This is a genomic window from Polaromonas sp., from assembly GCF_018780625.1.
Classification (GTDB): Bacteria; Pseudomonadota; Gammaproteobacteria; order Burkholderiales; family Burkholderiaceae_C; genus Polaromonas.
Genome location: NZ_JADMJK010000074.1, coordinates 39,463 through 60,405 on the forward strand (window position 1 = coordinate 39,463; position 20,943 = coordinate 60,405).

Here is a 20,943-nt window from a genome sequence, read left to right on the forward strand (position 1 = left end):
GCCATGGCCCAAAAAGATATTCAGCACTACATGCGGGGCGGCACGCTACAGCTTGCGGCGCTGCCGCCACTGTCGCTTTACGTGCACTTGCCGTGGTGCCTTAAAAAGTGCCCCTACTGCGATTTCAACTCGCACGAGGTTTCGGGCGAGATGCCCGAGCAGCGCTACATTGATGCGCTGGTGGCCGACCTCGAAGCGTCGCTGCCGCTGGTCTGGGGCCGCCCGGTGCACAGCATTTTCATTGGCGGCGGCACGCCCAGCCTGTTTTCGCCGCAAGCGATTGACCGTTTGCTGAGCGACATCCGCGCGCGGCTGCGGCTGGAGGCCGACTGCGAGATCACGCTCGAAGCCAACCCGGGTACGTTTGAAAAAGACCGCTTCAAGGCGTTTCGCAGCGCTGGCGTCAATCGCCTGTCCATTGGCGTGCAGAGTTTTGACGACCGTCATCTGAAGGCTCTGGGCCGCGTGCATGACCGCGCCCAGGCGATTGCGGCGGTTGAAGAAGCGGCCGAAGCGTTTGACACCTTCAACCTCGACATCATGTACGCGCTGCCCGGCCAGACCCTGGAAAACCAGGCGCAGGACATGCGGCAAGCGCTGGCTTTGCAGCCGCCGCATATTTCGATTTACCACCTGACGATTGAGCCCAACACCTACTTCGCCAAGTTCCCGCCTGTGGTTCCCGAGGAAGACACCGCCTACGCCATGCTTGACCAGATCACCGAGATGACGGAGCGTGCGGGGCTGGCGCGCTACGAAGTCTCGGCCTATGCCAAGCCAGGGCACCGCTGTTTTCATAACCTCAACTACTGGCAGTTTGGGGACTACCTGGGCATTGGCGCGGGCGCCCACAGCAAGCTCAGTTTTGCGCACCGGGTGGTGCGCCAGGTACGCCTGCGCGAGCCCAGGCTCTATATGGAAAAGGCCTTGGCAGGCGACGCGGTGGCGCAGGAGACCGAAGTCAGCCGTGCCGATTTGCCATTTGAATTCATGCTCAATGCCTTTCGGCTGCGGGATGGGTTCAAGTTGCAGGATTTTGCCGACAAGACCGGCCTGCCTTTGACGGCTATTGCACAGGGGCTGCAAGACGCCGAGCACAAGGGGCTGATAGAGCGCGACCTGGTCCGAATAAAGCCGACCGAGCGTGGCTTTGATTTCCTGAACGACTTGCAGTCACTTTTTTTACCCGACTGAGCAGCGGCAACATTCCATGGAAACTTCGAACATTCTTCTTTTGGTGATCAGCTGCACCGTCAGCTTTGGGGTGGGCCGAACGGTCATGCATTTCCGCAGGAAAAAGCGCGAAAAGCAGGCGCAGGAACGCCAGGCGCAAGCCTTGCGCAATCGACCCCTTGAGGTGGAGTCCAGCAACAAGAGCAAACGAAAACGCCAGCTTCAGCAACTGGCGAAAGAAAGCAAAAGCCGCCAGTCCTGATTCGCGTGCTGCAAAAGCGCATCAGCGGTTTCCGATGGCGCGGGCAATGGCATCGTTGATGCTCGCCTGAAGGTTCAGGTTTCTCAGCGCACCCAAGCCGTTGGTGCTTGCCTGAATCACCGTTTGGGTTCGGATCGCCTGGTTGTTCAAGGTGTTCTGAATGTAGGTCGCCAGTGGCGCGTTGATGGCAACCGGATCGACCGTGTTGCCGGGGCCGTTTTGCACCACCTGCGATGCCGATTGCGCGCCGAGTTGCTGGCTCAGTACCACCGCTTGTGCGGGCGTGAGCTTGGCAATGTCGTTTAGCTGGAACGAGGTGGTGGTGACCAGCCGGTCGTTGATGTAGACCATGCGGCTCATGCCAAAAGACACGACAAGCCCTGAACCCAGGTCGAAGCCGCCGCGCAACTGGTTGAGCGTGTGGTTGCTGGCAGCAAGCCATACCGTTTCTTTTTGCGGCGGCTGCGCGCCGCTCTGTGCCTGGCTTGCGCCAGCCACCAGCAAGGCACACAGGCCCATGACGGGCCATTTGCGCCTGACGGCGGCGCGCGGGGGGGGTAGCTTGTTCATCAGAAATCTCCTGGTCCGTGCTTGGGCATCGTCACGTCTGAAAGGCCGTGCCGATTGACCCCGGCCGTCAGCGGCGCCTGGGGGGCAGCGCGCCAGTCAGCCGACAGGTTAAAGCGCGCAGAGTCCATGCGGTTGTGCACGACAAACAGCAGCCCGCTTTGCCACTTGGCCTGAAATGCCTGGCGCGACACGGCGCGTGTCCCGGTGGCCGGGTCGCCAATCAGCACCCGCTCGCCGCGCAGTCCCTTGACCACGACAAAATGCAGGTAGCCGCTTTCATTGATCAGCACGATGGCGGGCACACCGGCCTCAGCGAGTTTTTCCGGGGGTTGCTCAAAGCCATCGGCCTCAAAGCCATGCGCCTTCAGAAACCGTTTCATGTCGAGCAGTGAAAATCCCTCTCGCTGGATTTTTGCCTGGTCGCCGTATCTGTACATGTGTTCAAACACCATGCTCTCCGTCACGGGATAGCCGTAATGATGGGTGAGCAAGGTCGCCACGGCAGCAGACCCGCAGCTGAAATCGTATTGTTGCAACATCGTTCCGGCCAGACGTTGCGCGCGAATGCTGGCGACCGGCATCTGCACTCCGCCGGCAACCGAAGGCAGGTAGGCCTGCTGTGCGTCTGCCATGGAAACAACGGTGCTGGCGACGGCAAACGTGAACGCCAGGGGCAGCTTGGAACAGCGCATCATGCCCTCCGGTCAATTCATCTGCAGATTCAGAATCACGGCGTTCTGAATCAGCACGTTGGCACCCGAGTTCTGGACCACCAGGGGCAGGCCGCTCATGTTGGAGAAGGCACCGGCGCTGATGGTGTTGGTGCCTGTTGCCACATCAATGGCGGTATTGCCGGCTGTGGTGCCCGCAAGTTTCATGTCGTTGTAGACCAGGCCACTGCCACCGCGGTAGTCGCCCAGCATGGCCGCTGAAACGGGTTTGTCGAACCCGGCGTGGCCCGCGCTGTGCAGGGCGGTAGTTGGGATGAGAGGCTCAATGGCAGAATTTTGAGCAACAACCTGCGTGGACAGCGTGATTGACAACGCTGTGCAGGCAGGCCCGAAGAAACCGAGAAATTTCATTTTTTCCCCCTTTGTTTTTACGGTGCGGGCAAGCCGGCATCGAGCGTGGCCTGTGGGCCTTGATCGATGCCGGCTGGTGGGTTTATTGGCCGATTCCCAGGTTGGCCTGCACGTTCACGCTTTGCTGAACCAGCGAAGAAATGCCGCTGTTCTGGCTTGCGAGCATGATGCCGGCCGCAGATTGCCCGACGCTGGTCATGGTGTTGGCCATGCTGAAGGTTCCGGCGTTGACGCGGTTGGTGCCGCCATCGCCACCGCTGCCGCCCTGGCCGACGCCGCCGGTGCCGCCCGCAGCCGTGTTGGTGCCGCCGTTGCCCGCACCGCCTGTGCCGCCCGTGCCACCGCCGCCTGCACCGCCGTTGCCGGCCGTGTTGCTGCCGTTGGCAGCGCCACCATTGCTGGCGCTGCCGTTGGTGGCTGATCCGCCGGCGCCGCCGGCACCCAAGCCCGCCGTGCGGGTGCTGGCGCCGCCATTGCTGGCTGCATCACCGCCTGCACCGCCCGCACCGGCCGTGCCGGTGCCGCCGCCAGCGCTGGTGGCACCGCCGCCTGTGCCGCCTTCACCGCCAGTGCCCGCCAGGGTGCCGCCACTGCCGCCGTTGGCACTGCCACTGGCCGGGCCGGCGTTGGCGTTGCCGCTACGTCCACCAGCGCCGCCATCGGCTGTCGCCGTGCCGCCGCTGTTGGCGCCGCTGGCGTTGCCGCCAGCACCATAGGCGCCCCTGCCTGCAGTGGCGCTGCCGTTGGCGGCACTGCCGTTGGTGGCATTGCCGTTCGAGGCGTTACCGCCCGCCGCACCCACGGCGGCAGCACCGCCAGCACCCGTGCCACCGGTGCCCGAACCAATGCTCGCGCCACCTTTGCCGGTGCCGCCATAGCCACCGTTGCCCGTACCGCCCGCGGCAGAGCCGGTGTTGTAGGCGCTATTGCCAAGGCCATGCACCATGTTGTTGCTCACGGTTCCACTCAGGCTGCTGCTGGCCGTGGCCGTGGTCACGTTGAAGGCGTTGCTGAACGTGCCGGAAGACCCGTTGTTCAGCGCAGCCGAACGTGCGGCGCTGGCAGCGGCGTTGCCCGATCGCTTGTTCAGGCTGCTGTCCGAGTTGCTTTCGGTCGACGTGCTGGTGCTTTCGTTGTTGCCTATGGTGCTTTGCTGGTCGGTCGTATTTGCAAACGCCACACCGCTCAAGCCAAATGCCACTGCCACAGCCGAAGCCAGAAGTGTCTTTTTCATGGAACCTCCTAAGAGAATTTAAGTTGGTTGAAAAACAGTCCTCGTTGAATTGCGTCACTGCAACCCGGCGGCAATTCAGCAACTTCGATGCCAATTTGTTTTTTTGAGTAGCTAAGTCATTGATGTCATTGGATAAAACGGCAATTGGCGTGGCGCTGCAAGTCACTGATGGCGATTTTTTGATGACGGACGGCGCCCGGAATGTCACAGATGGTTGACGGTCGCCCTGCCGTGCGATGCGGGGCGCCACCTGCCGCAGCACGGTGAAAATTGCCCGCGCAAGGGTGTGGCGCAACCATTGGGATGCAGGCAACGCCAGTCGCCAGCCGACCGTCTCACGCATGTGACGGTGCTGGCTGCAAGAACAGGTCGGGGTGTCTGATGCATGCCGCCGGAAATCGCCTGCGGAGCCCCGAATAGCTTGGGATTTTTAGCATGGTTAGCTCATGCACACGGGCTGTATCCGTTGTGTGACATGGTCATTGAGCGGCCCCGGCTTCAATCGGAAAAATAGGGGCGGCACTTGATGCCTGTCAATTGCGCCACCCTGATCGTTTCGCAGAATGAGCGTTTGAATTTTCAACAAGCGAAAAAAATGGGGGGAGTTACATGAAGAAAAATCACGGTAGCCGGTCTTTGGGCCTGTTGGCTTGTACCTCACTGGCGATGGCGGCCACGGCTGCTCATGCGCAGGGCGCAGCGGCGGCAAGTGATGATCCCGGTGTGCGCATCGAGCGGCTGCAGCAGCAGTTGACCGAGCAAAACCGGCAGATTGAAACGCTCAGGCAAGCCGTGGCAGACCAGGAGGCGCGCCACCGTGAACTGCAGCGGGCGCTCGGCCAGGAGCCCCGCGCTGTGGCCGGTCGGGCTGAAGGCGCCAGGACGCCGGACGCGGACAGTGCGTCCGATACATCCCAGCGCCCCGTGCGGGTCGGCACTGCACCCCGCCAGGACACCCAGCCGCCGGCGGTGGCGCCTTTGTTTGACCAGCCCGGAATCCTCACGCCCAAAGGCAAGTATTCGCTGGAGCCCTCGGTGCAATACAGCTACTCGTCGAGCAACCGCGTGGCGCTGGTGGGGTACACGATTATTCCGGCATTGCTGATCGGCTTGGTGGATGTGCGCGAGGTCAAGCGAAGCACCTTCACCGGCGCCTTGACGACGCGCTATGGGCTGAGCAACCGATTGGAACTGGAAGCCAAGCTGCCCTATGTGTACCGCTCCGACGCGACGATCAGCCGCGAACTCGGCGGCGGGTCGGCAACGGACCGTGTGTTCAACAGCAGCGGCCGCGCGATGGGCGACGTTGAACTGGCAGCACGCTATCAGCTCAATGACGGCGGCGCGAACAAGCCCTATCTGATCGGTTCCATGCGCTTCAAGTCACGCACCGGCAAGGATCCGTTCGAAGTCGTGACAGACTGCATCACGCGCTGCGAAGGCAGCGAGACCACGGGCCTGCCGCTCGATTTGCCCACAGGTTCCGGCTTTTACTCGTTGCAGCCCGGCCTGACCTGGCTGTTTCCGTCAGACCCCGCCGTATTTTTTGGCGGCGTCAGCTACACCTACAACTTCAAGCGCAGCGACGTCAGCCGCCTGGTGCGCGGCGGTGAGCGGGAATTGATTGGCACCATCGAGCCCGGCGGCATCTTTGGCATCAATTTCGGCATGGGACTTGCGCTGAACGACAAATCAACGTTCAGCATGGGCGTTGACCTGAACTCCGTCGGCCGCACGCGCCGCAACGGCACGCCGCTGGAGAGTTCCGTTCGCACCCAACTGGCCAGCCTGCTGCTGGGCTATTCCTATCGCTACAGCGACAAGACCAACTTCAACGTGACCGTGGGCGCGGGCCTCACGCGGGACACGCCCGACCTGACGATCGGTCTGCGGATTCCGATCTCTTTTTGAAGAGCTTTCATGGCGTTGCGAAAAATCCTGTCCGTCTGCGTCGGATCCGGTTCTGAAGAGTTGTCCGACCATATTTTTGCGAGTGGCTGGATGGCACTGTCAGCAACCGATGTGAGCATCGCACGGCGCATACAGGCGCAACAAGACGTGCAGGTCGGCGTGCTGCTGCTCGCGGATTCTTCGCCCGGACAACTCAGCGAGGTCGAGGAGTGGCTGAGGTTGTCAAGCCGGATGGAGTGGGTAGGCGTGTTTCCTGCCGAGGCGCTCGCGTCACCCGTTCTGCGCGAGCTGGTCCTGAGCTGCTTTTTTGACTATCACACGCTGCCCGTGGACTGGCGCGTACTCAACCTCACGCTCGGTCACGCCTTTCGCCGTGCCTTGCTGCGCGGCCAGGGCGACGGCCACCTGAAGGCCGAGGGCAGCATGGGCATGGTCGGGCACAGTGCAGCGGTTGTGCGCTTGCAGCAGCAGATACGCAAGGTGGCGGCCACCGACGCGCCAGTCCTTATTGGCGGGGAGAGCGGCAGCGGCAAAGAGCTGGCCGCCCGTGCCATTCACCAGTGCTCCAGGCGCGCCGCCGGCCCTTTTGTTGCCGTCAATTGCGGTGCCATTGCGCCCGCGCTGATTCAGTCGGAGTTGTTTGGCCATGAGCGCGGCTCGTTCACGGGCGCAACGGCAGGCAAGCTCGGACTGATTGAGGCAGCCAGTGGCGGCACTCTCTTTCTGGACGAAATTGCCGACCTGCCGCTTGAACTGCAGACCAATCTGCTGCGTTTCCTGCAGGAGCACACCATTCATCGCGTGGGCTCTACCCGCAGCCTGCAGATGGATGTTCGTGTGGTGGCCGCCTCGCACATGGACCTGGCGGCGGCGGCGGCGGCTGGCCGGTTTCGGGAAGACCTGTTTTATCGCCTGAACGTATTGCCCCTCGTGGTGCCGTCCCTGCGTGAACGCATTTCCGACGTACCCGAGTTGGCGCAGCATTTTTTACGCGCTAGCATGGCCGACCAGCAGCCGCGGCGGGTGGAGGGCTTCAGCCGGCAGGCCATGACCGCCATGATGTCCCACCCCTGGCCGGGCAACGTGCGCGAGTTGTTCAACCGCGTGCAGCGCGCAGCAGTCATGACCGACCATCGCCTGATCACCCCGGCTGATCTGGGGCTGGCCGTCGAAAACCCTGCCGGTCTTGAGCTGGACAAAGCGCGAACCCTGGCAGAGCGCGATGTGATTGCGCTGACCCTGGGCCGCGTTGGCCGCAACATCACCCATGCGGCACGCGAGCTGGGCATCTCGCGCATGACCCTGTACCGGCTGATGGACAAACACGGCCTCGCGCCGCGCGCTGGGTGACATCGTCGCCGGTTTGATCCCGGCACATGACCGGCCGCTATATTCAGGCGAAATAAAACCAACGACTTCGTTGGGTTTTGATGCGTGCCGATTGGGGCTTGTTGGTCCAACACGCTGGAAAATCATCAGAATTTCCGGTATTGGCGGAAGCGGTGAGATTCGAACTCACGGAGGACTCACATCCTCGGCAGTTTTCAAGACTGCTGCATTCAACCGCTCTGCCACGCTTCCAAGCCCGCTAGTTTAACCGCAGGGCGGGCCGGGCTTGGGGCTGGCTCTGAAAAAATAGGCCTCAGGCGGGCTGCAGCATGCCTTTTGTTTCAATAAAGGCCACCACTTCGGCCAGTCCGGTGCTGGTTTTGAGGTTGGTCATGACGAAGGGCTTGAGGCCTTTGGCCGTGGTGCGCATGCGGATGGTATCGGCCTCCATCACGCCCAGGTCGGCGCCCACGTAGGGTGCCAGATCGGTCTTGTTGATGACGAACAGGTCGCTTTTGGTGATGCCTGGCCCGCCCTTGCGCGGGATTTTTTCGCCGGCGGCCACGTCGATCACGTAGATGGTGAGGTCGCTAAGTTCGGGGCTGAAGGTCGCGGCCAGGTTGTCGCCGCCCGACTCGATGAACACCACGTCGGCATTCGGAAACTCGGCCAGCATGCGGTCGATGGCCTCCAGGTTGATCGAGGCGTCTTCGCGTATCGCCGTGTGCGGGCAGCCGCCGGTTTCCACGCCCATGATGCGTTCGGCGTCCAGCGCGCCGCTCACGGTCAGCAGGCGCTGGTCTTCCTTGGTGTAGATGTCGTTGGTGATGGCCACCAGGTCGTATTTGTCTTTCATGGCCTTGCAGAGCATTTCCAGCAGGGTGGTTTTGCCCGACCCGACCGGCCCGCCAATGCCCACGCGAAGGGGCGGCAGTTTTTTTGTGCGGTTGGCGATGTGGTGCAAGCTCATGGGGAAATACCTTGGATGGTTGAAACGGGGCGCCTCGTCAGGAGCGAAACAGCCGGGAATACTGGGTTTCATGCTGGGCCGAAAGAATCGCCAGCATCGGTGAAAAGGCCTGGCGTTCGCCCTCTGGCAGTTGCAGGGCAGATTCGACAGCGGCCGGAATGCACCGGCTCAGGCGGGCCAGGATGCGCTGGCCGGCGCTCTGCCCTAGCGGAACCGACTTGAGCGCGGCCTGCATCATGTTCTCGGCCCAGCCAAAGGCATAGGCCAGCAGGCAGTCGCGCACGCCGGCCGCCGTCTGCGACGCCGCCAGCGCAAACGCCACCGGATAGGTTGGCTGCATGCGGGCACAGGCTTCAATATGACCTGCATTGGCGCCATCATGGTTGCGCAGCCAGTCGAGCAGCGAGCGGCCCATCTGTTCGGCCTGCAGCCTGAGTTCGCTGGTTTCGCGGGTCTGCAGCACCCAGTCGTTAAGTTGCTGGATGCGCGGCAGGTCCGATTCGCGCCAGGCCGGAATGGCCTGGGCAATCACGGCCAGGTCGCCGCGTGCCAGCGTCAGGTGGAGTTGGTCCGTCAGCCAGTCAGATGCGATGCCTTCCGTAGCTACTCCCGCCCGATCGACGGCCGCTTCCAGCACTTCCGAGTAAGAAAATCCGCCCACGGGCAAGGCCGGGGACGCGAGCCAGATCAGCTGGAGCAGGCTGGCCGCTGGCAGGGTTTCGGCCGTTTGCGTCAATGGCTGTGCGGCTTGCGCGGGTGGATCTGGATGGCGACCGGCTTGATGGCGTCCGTCTTCCCGTTGTCGTGGCCATGGTTGCAGTCGGGTCCGTGTACATGGGGCGCGGGCGTTGCGGCAGGCGCATGGGCGTGGGCGTCGGTATGGCTGTGGCCATGGCCGCCCGCGCTGTACGCGCCGCCCTCGGGTTCAAACGCTTCCAGGGCTTCCTGCACGGTCAGGTGCATGGCCCGCAGCATGTCGGCCAGCACATGGTCGGGCTCTATCTTCAGGTGGTCGGGTTTCAATTCAATCGGCACATGGCGGTTGCCCAGGTGGTAGGCGGCGCGGGTCAAATCGAACGCGGTGCCGTGCGACGTGCAGGCCGTGATGCGCAGCACCGCCTGCGGTGCGGCAATCACGCGGACCATGGAGCCGTCTTCGGCCACCAGCACGTCGCCGCCGCGCACCAGCGTGCCGCGCGGCAAAAAAACGCCGAGTTGGCGGCCCAGCGAGTCGGTGGCGTCAAAACGGCTTTTCTGGCGCACGTCCCAGTCGAGTTCGAGGGTGGACGCGCGTTTGACCAGCACCGGGGCCAGGCCAGCGCCCTGCGAAATGAGTTTGGAAATTTGAAGCATCGCTTGATTAAAACAAAAAGTAGCGCTGCGTCATCGGCAGGCTGGTCGCCGGCTCGCAGGTCAGCAGTTGCCCGTCGGCGCGGACCAGGTAGCTTTGGGCGTCGATTTCCATTTTGGGCAGGTAATGGTTATGCACCATGTGCTGCTTGCGCACGCCGCGTATGTTTTTCACCGCGCTCAGCGTCTTGGCCAGGCCGAAGCGCTCCTTGATGCCGGCGGCCAGCCCGGCCTGCGAGACAAAGGTCAGCGAGCCCTTGGCCACTGCGCCGCCGAAAGCGCCGAACATGGGCCGGTAATGCACCGGCTGCGGCGTTGGAATCGAGGCGTTCGGGTCGCCCATGGCGGCCATGGCAATAAACCCGCCTTTCAGGATGATGGACGGCTTGATGCCGAAAAACGCCGGCTTCCAGACCACCAGGTCGGCGAACTTGCCGACTTCGATGGAGCCGACCTCGTGCGAAATGCCGTGGGCAATCGCCGGGTTGATGGTGTATTTACTGATGTAGCGCTTGACGCGGAAATTGTCGTTGCGGGGATCTTGCTCGACCGAAGAGCCCCCACCCCAGCCCTCTCCCAGCGGGGGAGGGGGCAAGAGATGGCCGCGCTGCTGCTTCATCTTGTGGGCGTTCTGCCAGGTGCGGATGATGACTTCGCCGACCCGGCCCATGGCCTGGCTGTCGCTGCTCATCATGCTGATGGCGCCCAGGTCGTGCAGCACGTCTTCGGCGGCAATGGTTTCCTTGCGGATGCGGCTTTCGGCAAAGGCCAGGTCTTCGGCAATGCCCGCGTCCAGGTGGTGGCAGACCATCAGCATGTCGACATGCTCGTCGAGCGTGTTGACGGTGTAGGGCATGGTCGGGTTGGTGGACGAGGGCAGGAAGTTCGCCTCCCCGACGACGCGCAAAATGTCGGGCGCATGGCCGCCGCCCGCGCCTTCGGTGTGAAAGGCGCAGAGAGAGCGGCCCTTGGTGGCGGCAATCGTGTTCTCGACAAAGCCCGACTCGTTGAGCGTGTCGCTGTGAATCGCCACCTGCACATCGGCATCTTCGGCCACATCCAGGCAGTTGCTGATGGCCGCCGGCGTCGTGCCCCAGTCTTCATGCAGCTTCAGGCCAATCACGCCGGCGTTGACCTGCTCGTGCAGCGCGTCGGGCAGGCTGGCATTGCCCTTGCCCAGAAAGCCCAGGTTCATCGGGAAGGCATCGGCCGCCTGCAGCATGCGCTCTATGTTCCACGGCCCCGGCGTGCAGGTGGTGGCAAAGGTGCCGGTGGCCGGGCCGGTGCCGCCGCCCAGCATGGTGGTGACGCCGCTGGTCAATGCTTCCTCAATTTGCTGCGGGCAGATGAAGTGGATGTGCGAGTCGATGCCGCCAGCGGTAACTAACATGCCTTCGCAGCTGATGATCTCTGTGCCGGGGCCGATGATGATGTCCACGCCCGGCTGCACGTCGGGGTTGCCGGCCTTGCCGATGGCTTTGACGCGCCCGCCCTTGAGGCCAATGTCGGCCTTGACGATGCCCCAGTGGTCGAGGATGAGCGCGTTCGTCATCACCGTGTCCATCGCGCCTTCGGCATTGGTTGTTTGCGACTGGGCCATGCCGTCACGAATGGTTTTTCCGCCGCCGAACTTGACTTCTTCGCCGTAGCTGCCGGCGCGCAGCGTGTAGTCGGCCTCCACCTCGATCATCAGGTCAGTGTCGGCCAGCCGCAGCCGGTCGCCCACCGTGGGGCCAAACATTTCTGCGTAGGCACGTCTGCCAATCGTTGCCATTAAAGCGCTCCCTGAATGAGGCCGCGAAAGCCGTAGATTTGTCGCGCACCCGCAAAGTCCACCAACTCCACCGTGCGCTGCTGGCCGGGCTCGAAGCGCACGGCCGTGCCGGAGGCAATGTTCAGCCGCATGCCGCGCGCCGCATCGCGGTCAAAACCCAGCGCGCCGTTGGTTTCTGCAAAGTGGTAGTGCGACCCGACCTGGATCGGCCGGTCTGCGGTGTTTTGCACCACGAGTGTCAGCGTGCGCCGGCCTGTGTTGAGGAGATGCTCGGGGCCGTCGGTGAACAGTTCGCCGGGAATCATGGCCGCCTCACTTGCCGCCGCGTGACAGCCAGATCACCACCGCCAAGGCGCCGCCCAAGACCACAAAGCCCCATACGTCAGAGGCATGCCAGTGGGTGCCTGAAAATCCGTGTCCTTCATGGGCAAAAGAGGCTCCAGCCGCCGTAGCCATTAGGGTTGTAGCTATTGATTTCATGATTTCTCCGGGGCTTTCAGGTTTCAACAGGGGAGGCAGGCAGCGGCATCAGACGATGGGCTGGTGCACCGTGACCAGCTTGGTGCCGTCGGGAAAGGTGGCCTCGACCTGGATGTCGGGGATCAGCTCGGCGATGCCGTCCATCACATCGGCCCGGGCCAGGATGGTGCGGCCTTCGCTCATGAGTTGCGCCACTGTTTTGCCGTCGCGCGCGCCCTCCATGACGGCGGCGCTGATCAGCGCCACAGCTTCGGGGTAGTTGAGCTTGAGGCCGCGCGCGCGGCGCCGCTCGGCCAGCAGCGAGGCGGTAAAAATCAGCAGTTTGTCTTTTTCTCGGGGCGTCAGTTCCATGGGGCTCCTTCTGGGGCGTGTCGTCAGGTTTGCAAGAACGGTGCCAAAAGCTCCCATAAGCGTTTGGCGGGCCCGGTTCCGGATTCTTGAAACCGTGGGCGCCACGCGGCTGGTGATGCACGGTGGTGCCCTTTGCCCGCGTCTGGCCGTGCGTTACGGGCGTTTTTTGGGCGTGGTGCACTACGGCGGTGAGAAGGGCGTAGCCGGCGAATTTAGGTGGCACTTTTTTGGTGCAGCGGTGAAGGCATGGCGAGGCACCGCATCCGGCGCTCGCGTGCTAAAGAACGGGCAAGGTAGACGCAATTTTTTCAGCGCGGCTATAATAGCGGGTTCGGTAGCGCATCAGCCTTTTATTTTGAAGCTTTCCAATTTTGGCTTCCTTCTCAAATGCAGCGCTTCCCAGAGCCCGAATTCACGGAGCTTTGACAGTGTTTTCAGTGCCCAAACCGCCCTGAACCCTCTCAGCACTGTTCTATTTTTTCCTGTCGAGCACTTTCTCCAACGGTGCCCACGCATGGCTCAACCCGCACATCCCCTTCAAGGGCCTGGCGGGCGGAAACCGAATACCGTTGGCTTGCTCGCAAGCCGCTTACTTCTCTCTATCAAGCCGGGAAAAATACCTGGCGCAGGCTTTTATGAATACTGATTACTCCAAAATTGCGGTCGGCAAGTACCTTGTCTCGCCGCTTGCCAAGCAGCAGGGCGAAGGCCGCTACGCGGCTTCCGTTTCCATTCGCTCCGGTCGCGGCAGCGGCACGCATGACCGCGTGTTACGCTTCAGCGAAATTTTTGACAGCGCAGCCGCCGCCGTGCATTACGCAACGGAACATGCACTGGGCTGGATCCACGAACGCGCATGCCCCGCTTGCGCCTGACAAACCAGTCGGCTGGCCTCGCTGAGGCCAGCCAGGACAGACAAAATTCAACTTTTTTAATTCTCACGGAGTTTGCATCATGGCCAAAGAAGAACTGATTGAAATGCACGGACTGGTCGACGAAGTTCTGCCCGATTCACGCTTTCGCGTGACGCTGGACAACGGCCACAAACTGATCGCCTACACCTCCGGAAAAATGCGCAAAAACCACATCCGCATTCTGGCTGGCGACCAGGTGTCGCTGGAGTTGTCGCCCTACGACCTGACCAAAGGCCGCATCACGTTTCGCCACATTGCCGGCCGCGGCCCAGGCCCTGCACCGCGCCAGTCGCGCTAAGCCCAGTCTTTTTTTGCTGAATTCAAGCCGGAACCCAGCGCCGGGAGCTGCTGCATGGCGGCTCGCAACGTGCAGCACGCAGCAGCGCATGCCTGCCTTGTAAAAAGGGCTCTTTCGGGGTCTGCCACCGCCGCAGCCCCGGTCAGTTCGCTTTTCCCCCTGTTTCAGCCCCTGTCAGCGCCTGCATTGTCGGCATCCGCCGCGCTGGCCGGCGGGCGCGCCATCCAGGCAATCAGCGAGGAGCGCATGGCTTCCTCCACCGACATGTCAATCGCCTGCACCCAGTCGGCGGGCACAAACACCGTGTAGCCGCCAATCATGTAGCCCATGGGCAAATACACCGCCACGCGCTCGCCCGGCAAAAAGCCCTGCGGTAAATCGGCAAAGCTGCGGCGCGTGATGAGCCCGACGATTTCCAGGCCATGGCCTGGCATGCGCAAGATCACCACACTTTGCTTGCCCTGGTTGGCGGCGGGCGAGAAGTAGTCGGCAAAACTCTTGAGTGACGAGTAAATGCTCTTGACCACCGGCAGGTAGGTAAACGGAAGCTCGGCAAAAGACAGCAGTTTTTTAACGCCGGGCTTGGACAGCAGAAAACCAATCGCGAGAATGATCAGTACCCCAAACACCAGGCCCATGCCCGGCACATAGATGCCGCCGATCAGGGGGTCCAGCACCCACAGCGCGGCAGCTTCTGTCCAGGCCAGAAACATGAAAAGCAGGTACAGCGTCAAGGCCACCGGCAAGATGGTGATGAGGCCGCGGAAAAAATACTTGGAAAGGCTTTTCATGTGGGGGGTTGTCTTGGTTGGTTTTTCAGGCGGTGGCGCACAATGCCGTCGCCCGATACAAGCCCCAATATAACCATTTCATTTAGCAAAGTTTCCCTGATCTATCGGGTTTTCCGGCTTTGTCCTACATGCAAATTGGAAATGGCCTTGTGCACTGATGACGCCGCTGGCGCGACGCTCAAGGCGGATGGCAGCTTGCCATGCGTGCACTGCCACATGAAAAGGAGTCTGCCGGTATGAACACTGATCTTGAATCCGACTACCAGCGGTTGCGTGCGCAACTGCAAGCCTTGCAGGCGCAGGCGGTCAAGGATTACCCAAGGATCGATCAGCTCATTGACGCGCTGGAGCGGCTTCAGCTGGCCATCAAGGAGCGCCACGGCCTCAAGGGCAACAACCCCAACGAATAGCCTTTGGTGTTCGGTATGGGGCTCCAGGCATTTTTATGCACTGGCATGCTGCACCCGCAGCTGCGACACCCGCCACCAGGCGGGCAGCAGGCTGCGCACCCCGGGCCGGGTGAAGCGGTCATCGATCAGCACCACCACGCCGCGGTCTGAGCCGGTGCGAATCACCCGCCCGGCGGCCTGCACCACTTTTTGCAGGCCGGGGTAGAGGTAGGTGTAGTCGTAGCTGCGGGCGGCGCCAAAGTGGGTGCCCATGCGCGCCCTGATCTGCTCGTTCACCGGGTTCAGCTGCGGCAAACCCAGGGTGGCAATAAAAGCGCCTATCAGCCGTTCGCCCGGCAGGTCTATGCCTTCGGCAAAGGCGCCGCCCAGCACGGCAAAGCCAATGCCCTGAGAGCCTGGCATGAAACGCGCCAGAAACGCGTCGCGCGCGGTCTCGTCCATGCGGCGCGTCTGCTCCCACATCGGAATTTGCGGGTAGCGCGTGCCGAACAGCTGGGCCAGCTGCTGCAGGTAGTCGTAGCTGCTGACAAACACCAGGTAATTGCCGGGCGTGTGGCCATACTGCCGCGCCATCAGGTCGGCAATCGGCGACAGCGAGCTTTTCCGGTGCTGGAAGCGGGTGGACACATCGCTGACCACCTGCACCAGCAGCTGCTCGGCCAGAAACGGCGACTGCACCTCGACCCAGGCCGTGTTGCCCGGCAGGCCCAGGGTGTCGGCGTAATAGGCCTGCGGGCTCAGCGTGGCTGAAAACAGCGCCACCGAGCGTGCGGCGGCAAAGCGCTGCGCCAGAAAAGGGGCTGGCACCACGTTGCGCAGGCACAGTTGCGCCGAATGGCGCCCGGCCGCGTTGTCGGCCAGCGTGATGTCAAACAGCGAATGCTCGCCAAAGCTGTCGGCCATGCGGGAAAAATGCAGCGCATCAAAGTAGAAGCGCTGCAGGCCGGCGTCCACGCGCGTCGGGTGCGCCTCCAGGTCGTCGGTGATGGCGCTGGTGGCCTGCTGCAGGGCCAGCGTGAATTTGTCCGGCAGGTGGTCATGCACCTGGTAGGCCGCCAGCTGCCCCCGGTGCAGGTCGCGCCAGGCGCGGTGCAGGCGGTCCAGCGACTTTTTAAGGGCGGGCGCCGCCGACTGCCGCACCAGCGCCAGGTCGGCCTGGTCCAGCCCGGCCGAATACATCTTGCGCGCCCGCTCCACCAGGTTGTGCGCCTCGTCCACCAGCACGCTGACGCGCCACTGGTTGCCCACGGTCAGCGCGTGCAGCAGGGCGCTGGTGTCAAAGTAATAGTTGTAGTCGCCCACCACCACATCGCTCCAGCGCACCAGGTCCTGGCTCAGGTAGTAGGGGCACACCTTGTGCGCCAGCGCAATGTCCCGCAGCGCCTGCTTGTCGAGCAGCTTTGGCGCTGGGGCGCTAGCGCAGGCCGCCTGGCGCGCGGCCGGCAGGCGGTCGTAAAAGCCCTTGGCCAGCGGGCATGCGTCGCCATGGCAGGCCTTGTCCGGGTGCTCGCAGGCCTTGTCGCGCGCCACCAGTTCCAGCACCCGCAGCGGCAGGGCCGGCGCGCTGGCCTGGATCAAGGCCAGCGCATCCAGCGCCAGCCGTCGGCCCGAGGTTTTGGCCGCCAGAAAAAACACCTTGTCGAGTTCCTGCCCGGGCGCGGCCTTGAGCAGCGGAAACACCGTGCCAATGGTTTTGCCGATGCCGGTCGGCGCCTGCGCCATCAGGCAGCGGCCGCTGCGGCCCGCGTTGTAGACCGCCGTGGCCAGTTCGCGCTGGCCGGGCCGGAAGGCAGCGTGCGGAAATGGCAGCGCGCGCAGCGCCGCGTCGCGCGCCGCCCGGTGCGCCAGTTCCTGCCGGGCCCAAACCAGAAACTTTTCGCACTGCGCTTCAAAATACTGCTGCAGCGTGTCGGCCGTGAACATCTCGCTCAGCAGGGTTTCCTGCTGGCTGCCAATGTCAAAGTAGACCAGCGCCAGCCGCAGCTCGGCCAGGTCCCGCTTCTGGCACAGCAGCCAGCCGTAAATCTTGACCTGCGCCCAGTGCAGCTGCCGGTGGTTGTCGGGCAGGGCGGCCAGGTCGCCCCGGAAGGTCTTGACTTCTTCGAGCTGGTTTTTGACCGGGTCGTAGCCATCGGCCCGGCCGCGTACCCGCAGTTCCATGTAGTCGGCCTCCAGGCTGACTTCGGCCTGGTAGCCTTCAGCGCGGCGCGCGGCCACCAGCGCATGGCCGGCGATGCCTTGCTGGGCAGAGGGCGAGGGCGTGAAGCGCAGGTCCAGGTCGCCCTGCTTGGCGGTGAATTCGCACAAGGCCCTGACGGCGATGAAATAGCTCAATCGGCGCTCGCTCCTGGCGTCACAAGGTCATGGGGTGGGGCGGCAGGCCGGTGGGCTCACTCGGCCTTGGCGTGGTTCATGGCCGCGTCAAATTCCGCGCGTGACAGGAAGTGGTCACTGTCGGCGTCGGCTTCGTCAAAATGCCTGGCCACGCCGCGAAAGCCGGCCGCTTCGGCCCGGCTGACCTTGCCATCACGGTCGCCATCCATGTAGTTGAAGGCGAACTCCAGTTTGCTGGCGGTGTAGCGCGGCGCCGGGGCTTCGGCCGCCGAAACCGGCGCGGGCGCTTTAAGTGCTTGCGGTGCTTGGGCGTGGGCGTTGCCCATGGCCAGCAGGGCCGCCGCAGCGCTCAGGGTGAGCATCCCTGCCCGGGTAGCCAGCGATGGGCCTTGTTTGGCTTTTGAAAAATTCATGGGTTTTGAAAAGGGAGAGTCCAACATCCTGCCTATTGGACGCCAGTTTGCCCGATGACTCCAGCACGCTTGCAGGGTGTTTCGCAGCTTTACACCGCCAGACGCATTACTTTGCCAACGGGGGGCGACTACTGCATGCGGTGGCGGCTGACAGCCGGGGTCTGGACTGTCCCACAGGGCGAAGCGCGGCGACTTTCCACAATGGAGGCCTGTAGATCCATTTTAAAAGCACAAGGAGCAACCATGGCCACCAGCAGCATTCTCGGCGGTTCACAAATGCCTGAAGAAATCAGCGGAAAAGACGTCCACGCCCTCGGCCCCAGCGACAACTCCGACAGCGGCAGCGATGCCGTCGGCGCATACGGTGACGACGAACTGGCCAGCGACACCGATGCCGCCGGCACGGGTGAGCGCGCTTCGGTGGGCACTATTGGCGACCAGCCGGATGCAGACATCCTGCCGGACCGCATTGAACCCGTGATCGGCCAGATGGTTGGGGACGAACTGGAGGAGATGGCCGGCGATGACGTCAGCGGGTTGAGCGAGGTGGAAGACCTGGCCGATGACAGCGAAGACCTGGACGCGGAGGAAAATCAAGCGCGCGATAAGGGCGATGAAGAGGCGGGTCCGTTCCGTAAAGCCTGAGAAACGTCCGCGCAGACCGGGCGCCCATGCCCCGCCTGGGCAGGCGAGCTTGGGCGGACGATTTGCTGCGCCGCGCAGCCGCTCAACACCGCCCGTTTCCATTTTTTCCAAAAAAGAACCCGTTACCATCGGCGGCCCAAGCCTGCTAAAAATGTCTGCACGTCCATGAAACTTTCAAAAATTGCCCTGTCTTCCGCCCTGGAAGACAAGACCTTCCTGCTCCTGCTGCTGTTTGTGTCGCTGGCTTTTTTGTGGGTGCTATGGCCTTTTTACGGCGCGGTGTTTTGGGGTGCGATTTTGGCGCTGATGTTCGCGCCGCTTTTTTTGCGCTTGCTGCAAAAAATGCCGCAAAAGCGCACGCTCGCCGCGCTGCTCACGGTTTCCATCATTTTGGTGTTGGTGATTTTGCCCGTGGGTTTTATCAGCGCCTTGCTGGCCCAGGAAGCGGTCAGCGTGTACCAGCGCGTGGAGTCGGGCGAGCTGAGGGTCGGCCGGTATTTTCAGCAGATTTACGACGTGCTGCCGGCGTGGACCACCGGGCTGCTTGAACGTTCCGGGCTGAACAACCTGGGGCTGATTCAGGCGCGTATTGCCGAAAGCCTGACCAAGGGCAGCCAGTTCATTGCTACGCAGGCGCTGGACATCGGGCAAAACGCCTTTGATTTTTTCATCAGCTTTTTCATCATGCTGTACCTGCTGTTTTTCTTTTTGCGCGATGGCGCGGCCCTGTCCAGGCGCATCCGGGAAGCCATCCCGATGGAAGCCGAGATCAAGCGCAATTTGTTCAGCAAGTTCACCACGGTCATCCGCGCCACGGTCAAGGGCAATATTGTGGTGGCCATGCTGCAGGGCGCGCTGGGCGGTTTGATCTTCTGGATTTTGGGCATTCACGCGCCAGTGCTGTGGGGCACGCTGATGGCGTTTTTGTCGCTGCTGCCTGCCGTCGGGGCGGCCCTGGTCTGGGTTCCCGTGGCCATTTATTTTCTGGCCACCGGCGCTATCTGGCAGGGCGTGGTGCTGATCGCCTTTGGCGTGCTGGTGATCGGGCTGGTCGACAACATCCTGCGCCCGGTGCTGGTGGGCAAGGACACCAAGATGCCCGATTACGTGGTGCTGGTGTCCACGATTGGCGGCATGTCCCTGTTCGGGCTCAATGGTTTTGTGATTGGCCCCGCGATCGCCGCCATGTTCATGGCGGCGTGGGACATATTTGCCAGGGCCAGGCAGGACGAATTGATCGAGCCACCATCGGCCTGAGCCTCCGATTTTGTTGATTAAATCGGGCTAAAGCTCAATGGATACGGGCGCATGATGCTATTAATTAAATAGTATCATGGCCCGTCTTTCAGGCAGCTTTCAGCGTCGCCATGTCCACCACGAAGCGGTATTTCACGTCGCTTTTGAGCATGCGTTCGTAGGCGGTTTCGATCTCGTCCATGCGTATTGTTTCGATGTCGGACACGATCCCGTGTTGGGCGCAAAAGTCCAGCATCTCCTGTGTTTCCTTGATGCCGCCAATCAAAGAGCCCGCCAGGCGCCGGCGCTTCATGATCAGGCTGAACACGCTGGGCGACGGGTGCGGGCTGGCGGGCGCGCCCAGCAGCGTCATGGTGCCGTCGAGCTTGAGCAGCGCCAGGAACGCGTCCAGGTTGTGCGGCGCGGCCACGGTGTTCAGGATGAAGTCAAAGCTGGCGGCATGCGCCGCCATTTCGTCGGCGTTTCTGGACACCACGACTTCCCTGGCACCCAGCCGCAGCGCGTCTTCGCGCTTGTTGGCCGAGGTGGTGAACAGCACCACATGCGCGCCCATGGCCGCGGCAATTTTCACGCCCATGTGGCCCAGACCGCCCAGGCCCACAATGCCGACTTTGTGGCCGGGGCCGACTTTCCACTGGCGCAGCGGAGAGTAGGTGGTGATGCCCGCGCACAGCAGCGGCGCCACGGCTGCCAGGTCGGCTTCGGCGTGGCTGATGCCCAGCACAAACGACTCGCGCACCACCATGTGGCTGGAATAGCCGCCGTAGGTGTTGGCGCCCGTGCCCTGCTCGGGGCCGTTGTAGGTGCCGGTAAAGCCGTTTTCGCAGTACTGCTCCAGTCCGTCGGCGCACGGTGCGCAATGCTGGCAGCTGTCGACCATGCAGCCCACGCCCACCAGGTCGCCAACCTTGAACTTGCTCACCAAATCGCCAACGGCCGTCACGCGGCCCACGATTTCGTGGCCCGGCACCGACGGGTACACCGTGTTTTGCCATTCGTTGCGCGCGGTGTGCAGGTCAGAATGGCAAACGCCGCAGTAAAGAACGTCCAGTGCGACATCGAGCTGGCCAGGGGTGCGGCGGTCAAAAGAAAAGGGCGCCAGCCGGGCGCTGGGCGAGGTGGCGGCGTAGCCGTTTGCTTGGGTCATGGGGTGAAGGCTCCGGATTGGGGTAAATCCCCATGCTAGCCCTTTCAGATGCGCCCTGTCTGTCAGACGCGCACCCGAGGCGCATTCACGGCTTTAGCCGCGCGCACCTGCAGGCCGCCGGCTTTTGTGCTTTCGGCCGTCTGCTTTTCGCCTCACGTTATCGCGTATAACCGGGCCCATGACCTACCTGCCGCCCCACTTTGAAGAGACCGACACCGCCGCGCTGCACGCGCTCGTCGCCGCCTGCC

The 20,943-nt window shown here is 62.6% G+C and carries 23 protein-coding genes and 1 tRNA gene; 9 read left to right on the forward strand and 15 right to left on the reverse strand.

Annotated elements, in window-relative coordinates:
• Positions 1-3: 3 nt before the first annotated feature.
• The gene (gene hemW, locus IV091_RS06815; RefSeq protein WP_293466814.1) at positions 4-1,194 is read left to right on the forward strand and encodes a radical SAM family heme chaperone HemW; all 1,191 of its coding nucleotides are present in this window, start codon (positions 4-6) and stop codon (positions 1,192-1,194) included.
• A 16-nt stretch (positions 1,195-1,210) separates the two neighbouring features.
• Positions 1,211-1,435 carry a hypothetical protein gene (locus IV091_RS06820; protein ID WP_293466817.1) on the forward strand — a complete coding sequence of 75 codons (225 nt, stop codon included), beginning with the start codon at positions 1,211-1,213 and terminating at the stop codon, positions 1,433-1,435.
• A 21-nt stretch (positions 1,436-1,456) separates the two neighbouring features.
• Here the strand turns inward: IV091_RS06820 and IV091_RS06825 are convergent, their stop codons facing one another.
• The 4 genes from IV091_RS06825 to IV091_RS06840 form a co-directional block, all read right to left on the reverse strand.
• Positions 1,457-2,005 carry a hypothetical protein gene (locus IV091_RS06825; RefSeq protein ID WP_293466820.1) on the reverse strand — a complete coding sequence of 183 codons (549 nt, stop codon included), beginning with the start codon at positions 2,003-2,005 and terminating at the stop codon, positions 1,457-1,459.
• On the reverse strand, positions 2,005-2,637 hold the full coding sequence (locus tag IV091_RS06830) for a C39 family peptidase (protein ID WP_293466884.1): 633 nt from the start codon (positions 2,635-2,637) through the stop codon (positions 2,005-2,007). Before IV091_RS06830 ends, IV091_RS06825 begins: the two co-directional genes overlap by 1 nt.
• Before the next feature lie 72 nt (positions 2,638-2,709).
• Entirely contained in the window at positions 2,710-3,087 is a 378-nt protein-coding gene (locus IV091_RS06835; protein ID WP_293466823.1) for a hypothetical protein, read from the reverse strand.
• Positions 3,088-3,169: 82 nt separating this feature from the next.
• Complete coding sequence (locus tag IV091_RS06840) at positions 3,170-4,321, reverse strand: hypothetical protein (RefSeq protein ID WP_293466826.1); 1,152 nt, start codon at positions 4,319-4,321, stop codon at positions 3,170-3,172.
• Positions 4,322-4,930: 609 nt separating this feature from the next.
• On the opposite strand from IV091_RS06840, the gene IV091_RS06845 reads away from it, so the two are divergent.
• Both IV091_RS06845 and IV091_RS06850 read left to right on the forward strand, forming a co-directional pair.
• Complete coding sequence (locus IV091_RS06845; protein WP_293466829.1) at positions 4,931-6,232, forward strand: acetate kinase; 1,302 nt, start codon at positions 4,931-4,933, stop codon at positions 6,230-6,232.
• Positions 6,233-6,241: 9 nt separating this feature from the next.
• Complete coding sequence (locus IV091_RS06850) at positions 6,242-7,582, forward strand: sigma-54 dependent transcriptional regulator (protein WP_293466832.1); 1,341 nt, start codon at positions 6,242-6,244, stop codon at positions 7,580-7,582.
• Positions 7,583-7,723: 141 nt separating this feature from the next.
• Here IV091_RS06850 and IV091_RS06855 read toward each other — a convergent pair.
• The 7 genes from IV091_RS06855 to IV091_RS06885 form a co-directional block, all read right to left on the reverse strand.
• A tRNA-Ser gene (locus IV091_RS06855) sits at positions 7,724-7,813 on the reverse strand.
• A 61-nt stretch (positions 7,814-7,874) separates the two neighbouring features.
• Positions 7,875-8,531: an urease accessory protein UreG gene (gene ureG / locus IV091_RS06860; RefSeq protein ID WP_293466834.1), complete on the reverse strand. Its 657-nt coding sequence runs from the start codon at positions 8,529-8,531 to the stop codon at positions 7,875-7,877.
• A 37-nt stretch (positions 8,532-8,568) separates the two neighbouring features.
• Positions 8,569-9,267, reverse strand: coding sequence for an urease accessory UreF family protein (locus IV091_RS06865; protein WP_293466837.1), 699 nt, complete (start codon positions 9,265-9,267; stop codon positions 8,569-8,571).
• Positions 9,264-9,884: an urease accessory protein UreE gene (gene ureE, locus IV091_RS06870; RefSeq protein ID WP_293466840.1), complete on the reverse strand. Its 621-nt coding sequence runs from the start codon at positions 9,882-9,884 to the stop codon at positions 9,264-9,266. The genes IV091_RS06865 and ureE overlap by 4 nt, the downstream gene beginning before the upstream one ends.
• A gap of 7 nt (positions 9,885-9,891) precedes the next feature.
• Positions 9,892-11,655, reverse strand: coding sequence for an urease subunit alpha (ureC, locus tag IV091_RS06875; protein WP_293466843.1), 1,764 nt, complete (start codon positions 11,653-11,655; stop codon positions 9,892-9,894).
• A complete protein-coding gene (locus IV091_RS06880) occupies positions 11,655-11,960 on the reverse strand; it encodes an urease subunit beta (RefSeq protein ID WP_293466846.1) in 306 nt (101 codons plus the stop codon). The genes ureC and IV091_RS06880 overlap by 1 nt, the downstream gene beginning before the upstream one ends.
• A 223-nt stretch (positions 11,961-12,183) precedes the next feature.
• Positions 12,184-12,486, reverse strand: a complete 303-nt coding sequence (locus IV091_RS06885) for an urease subunit gamma (protein ID WP_293466849.1) — start codon at positions 12,484-12,486, stop codon at positions 12,184-12,186.
• A 635-nt stretch (positions 12,487-13,121) separates the two neighbouring features.
• Here IV091_RS06885 and IV091_RS06890 point away from each other — a divergent pair.
• Positions 13,122-13,361, forward strand: coding sequence for a hypothetical protein (locus IV091_RS06890; RefSeq protein ID WP_293466852.1), 240 nt, complete (start codon positions 13,122-13,124; stop codon positions 13,359-13,361).
• 79 nt (positions 13,362-13,440) lie between these two features.
• On the forward strand, positions 13,441-13,698 hold the full coding sequence (gene infA, locus IV091_RS06895; RefSeq protein ID WP_293466855.1) for a translation initiation factor IF-1: 258 nt from the start codon (positions 13,441-13,443) through the stop codon (positions 13,696-13,698).
• Positions 13,699-13,862: 164 nt separating this feature from the next.
• On the opposite strand, the gene IV091_RS06900 is transcribed toward infA, so the two are convergent.
• Positions 13,863-14,489, reverse strand: coding sequence for a DUF502 domain-containing protein (locus IV091_RS06900; protein ID WP_293466858.1), 627 nt, complete (start codon positions 14,487-14,489; stop codon positions 13,863-13,865).
• A gap of 236 nt (positions 14,490-14,725) precedes the next feature.
• Here IV091_RS06900 and IV091_RS06905 point away from each other — a divergent pair, with 236 nt between their 5' ends.
• Complete coding sequence (locus IV091_RS06905) at positions 14,726-14,899, forward strand: hypothetical protein (RefSeq protein ID WP_293466861.1); 174 nt, start codon at positions 14,726-14,728, stop codon at positions 14,897-14,899.
• Between the two features lie 33 nt (positions 14,900-14,932).
• Here the strand turns inward: IV091_RS06905 and IV091_RS06910 are convergent, their stop codons facing one another.
• Both IV091_RS06910 and IV091_RS06915 read right to left on the reverse strand, forming a co-directional pair.
• Complete coding sequence (locus IV091_RS06910; protein WP_293466864.1) at positions 14,933-17,233, reverse strand: ATP-dependent DNA helicase; 2,301 nt, start codon at positions 17,231-17,233, stop codon at positions 14,933-14,935.
• A 56-nt stretch (positions 17,234-17,289) separates the two neighbouring features.
• Positions 17,290-17,646 (reverse strand): EF-hand domain-containing protein, encoded by a 357-nt coding sequence (locus tag IV091_RS06915; protein WP_293466867.1) that lies wholly within the window; start codon positions 17,644-17,646, stop codon positions 17,290-17,292.
• Positions 17,647-17,889: 243 nt separating this feature from the next.
• Between IV091_RS06915 and IV091_RS06920 the strand changes: the two genes are divergently transcribed.
• Positions 17,890-18,291 carry a hypothetical protein gene (locus IV091_RS06920; protein ID WP_293466869.1) on the forward strand — a complete coding sequence of 134 codons (402 nt, stop codon included), beginning with the start codon at positions 17,890-17,892 and terminating at the stop codon, positions 18,289-18,291.
• 165 nt (positions 18,292-18,456) lie between these two features.
• Entirely contained in the window at positions 18,457-19,548 is a 1,092-nt protein-coding gene (locus tag IV091_RS06925; protein ID WP_293466872.1) for an AI-2E family transporter, read from the forward strand.
• A gap of 88 nt (positions 19,549-19,636) precedes the next feature.
• Here IV091_RS06925 and IV091_RS06930 read toward each other — a convergent pair whose 3' ends face one another.
• Entirely contained in the window at positions 19,637-20,695 is a 1,059-nt protein-coding gene (locus IV091_RS06930) for an NAD(P)-dependent alcohol dehydrogenase (protein WP_293466875.1), read from the reverse strand.
• Positions 20,696-20,943: the final 248 nt, after the last annotated feature.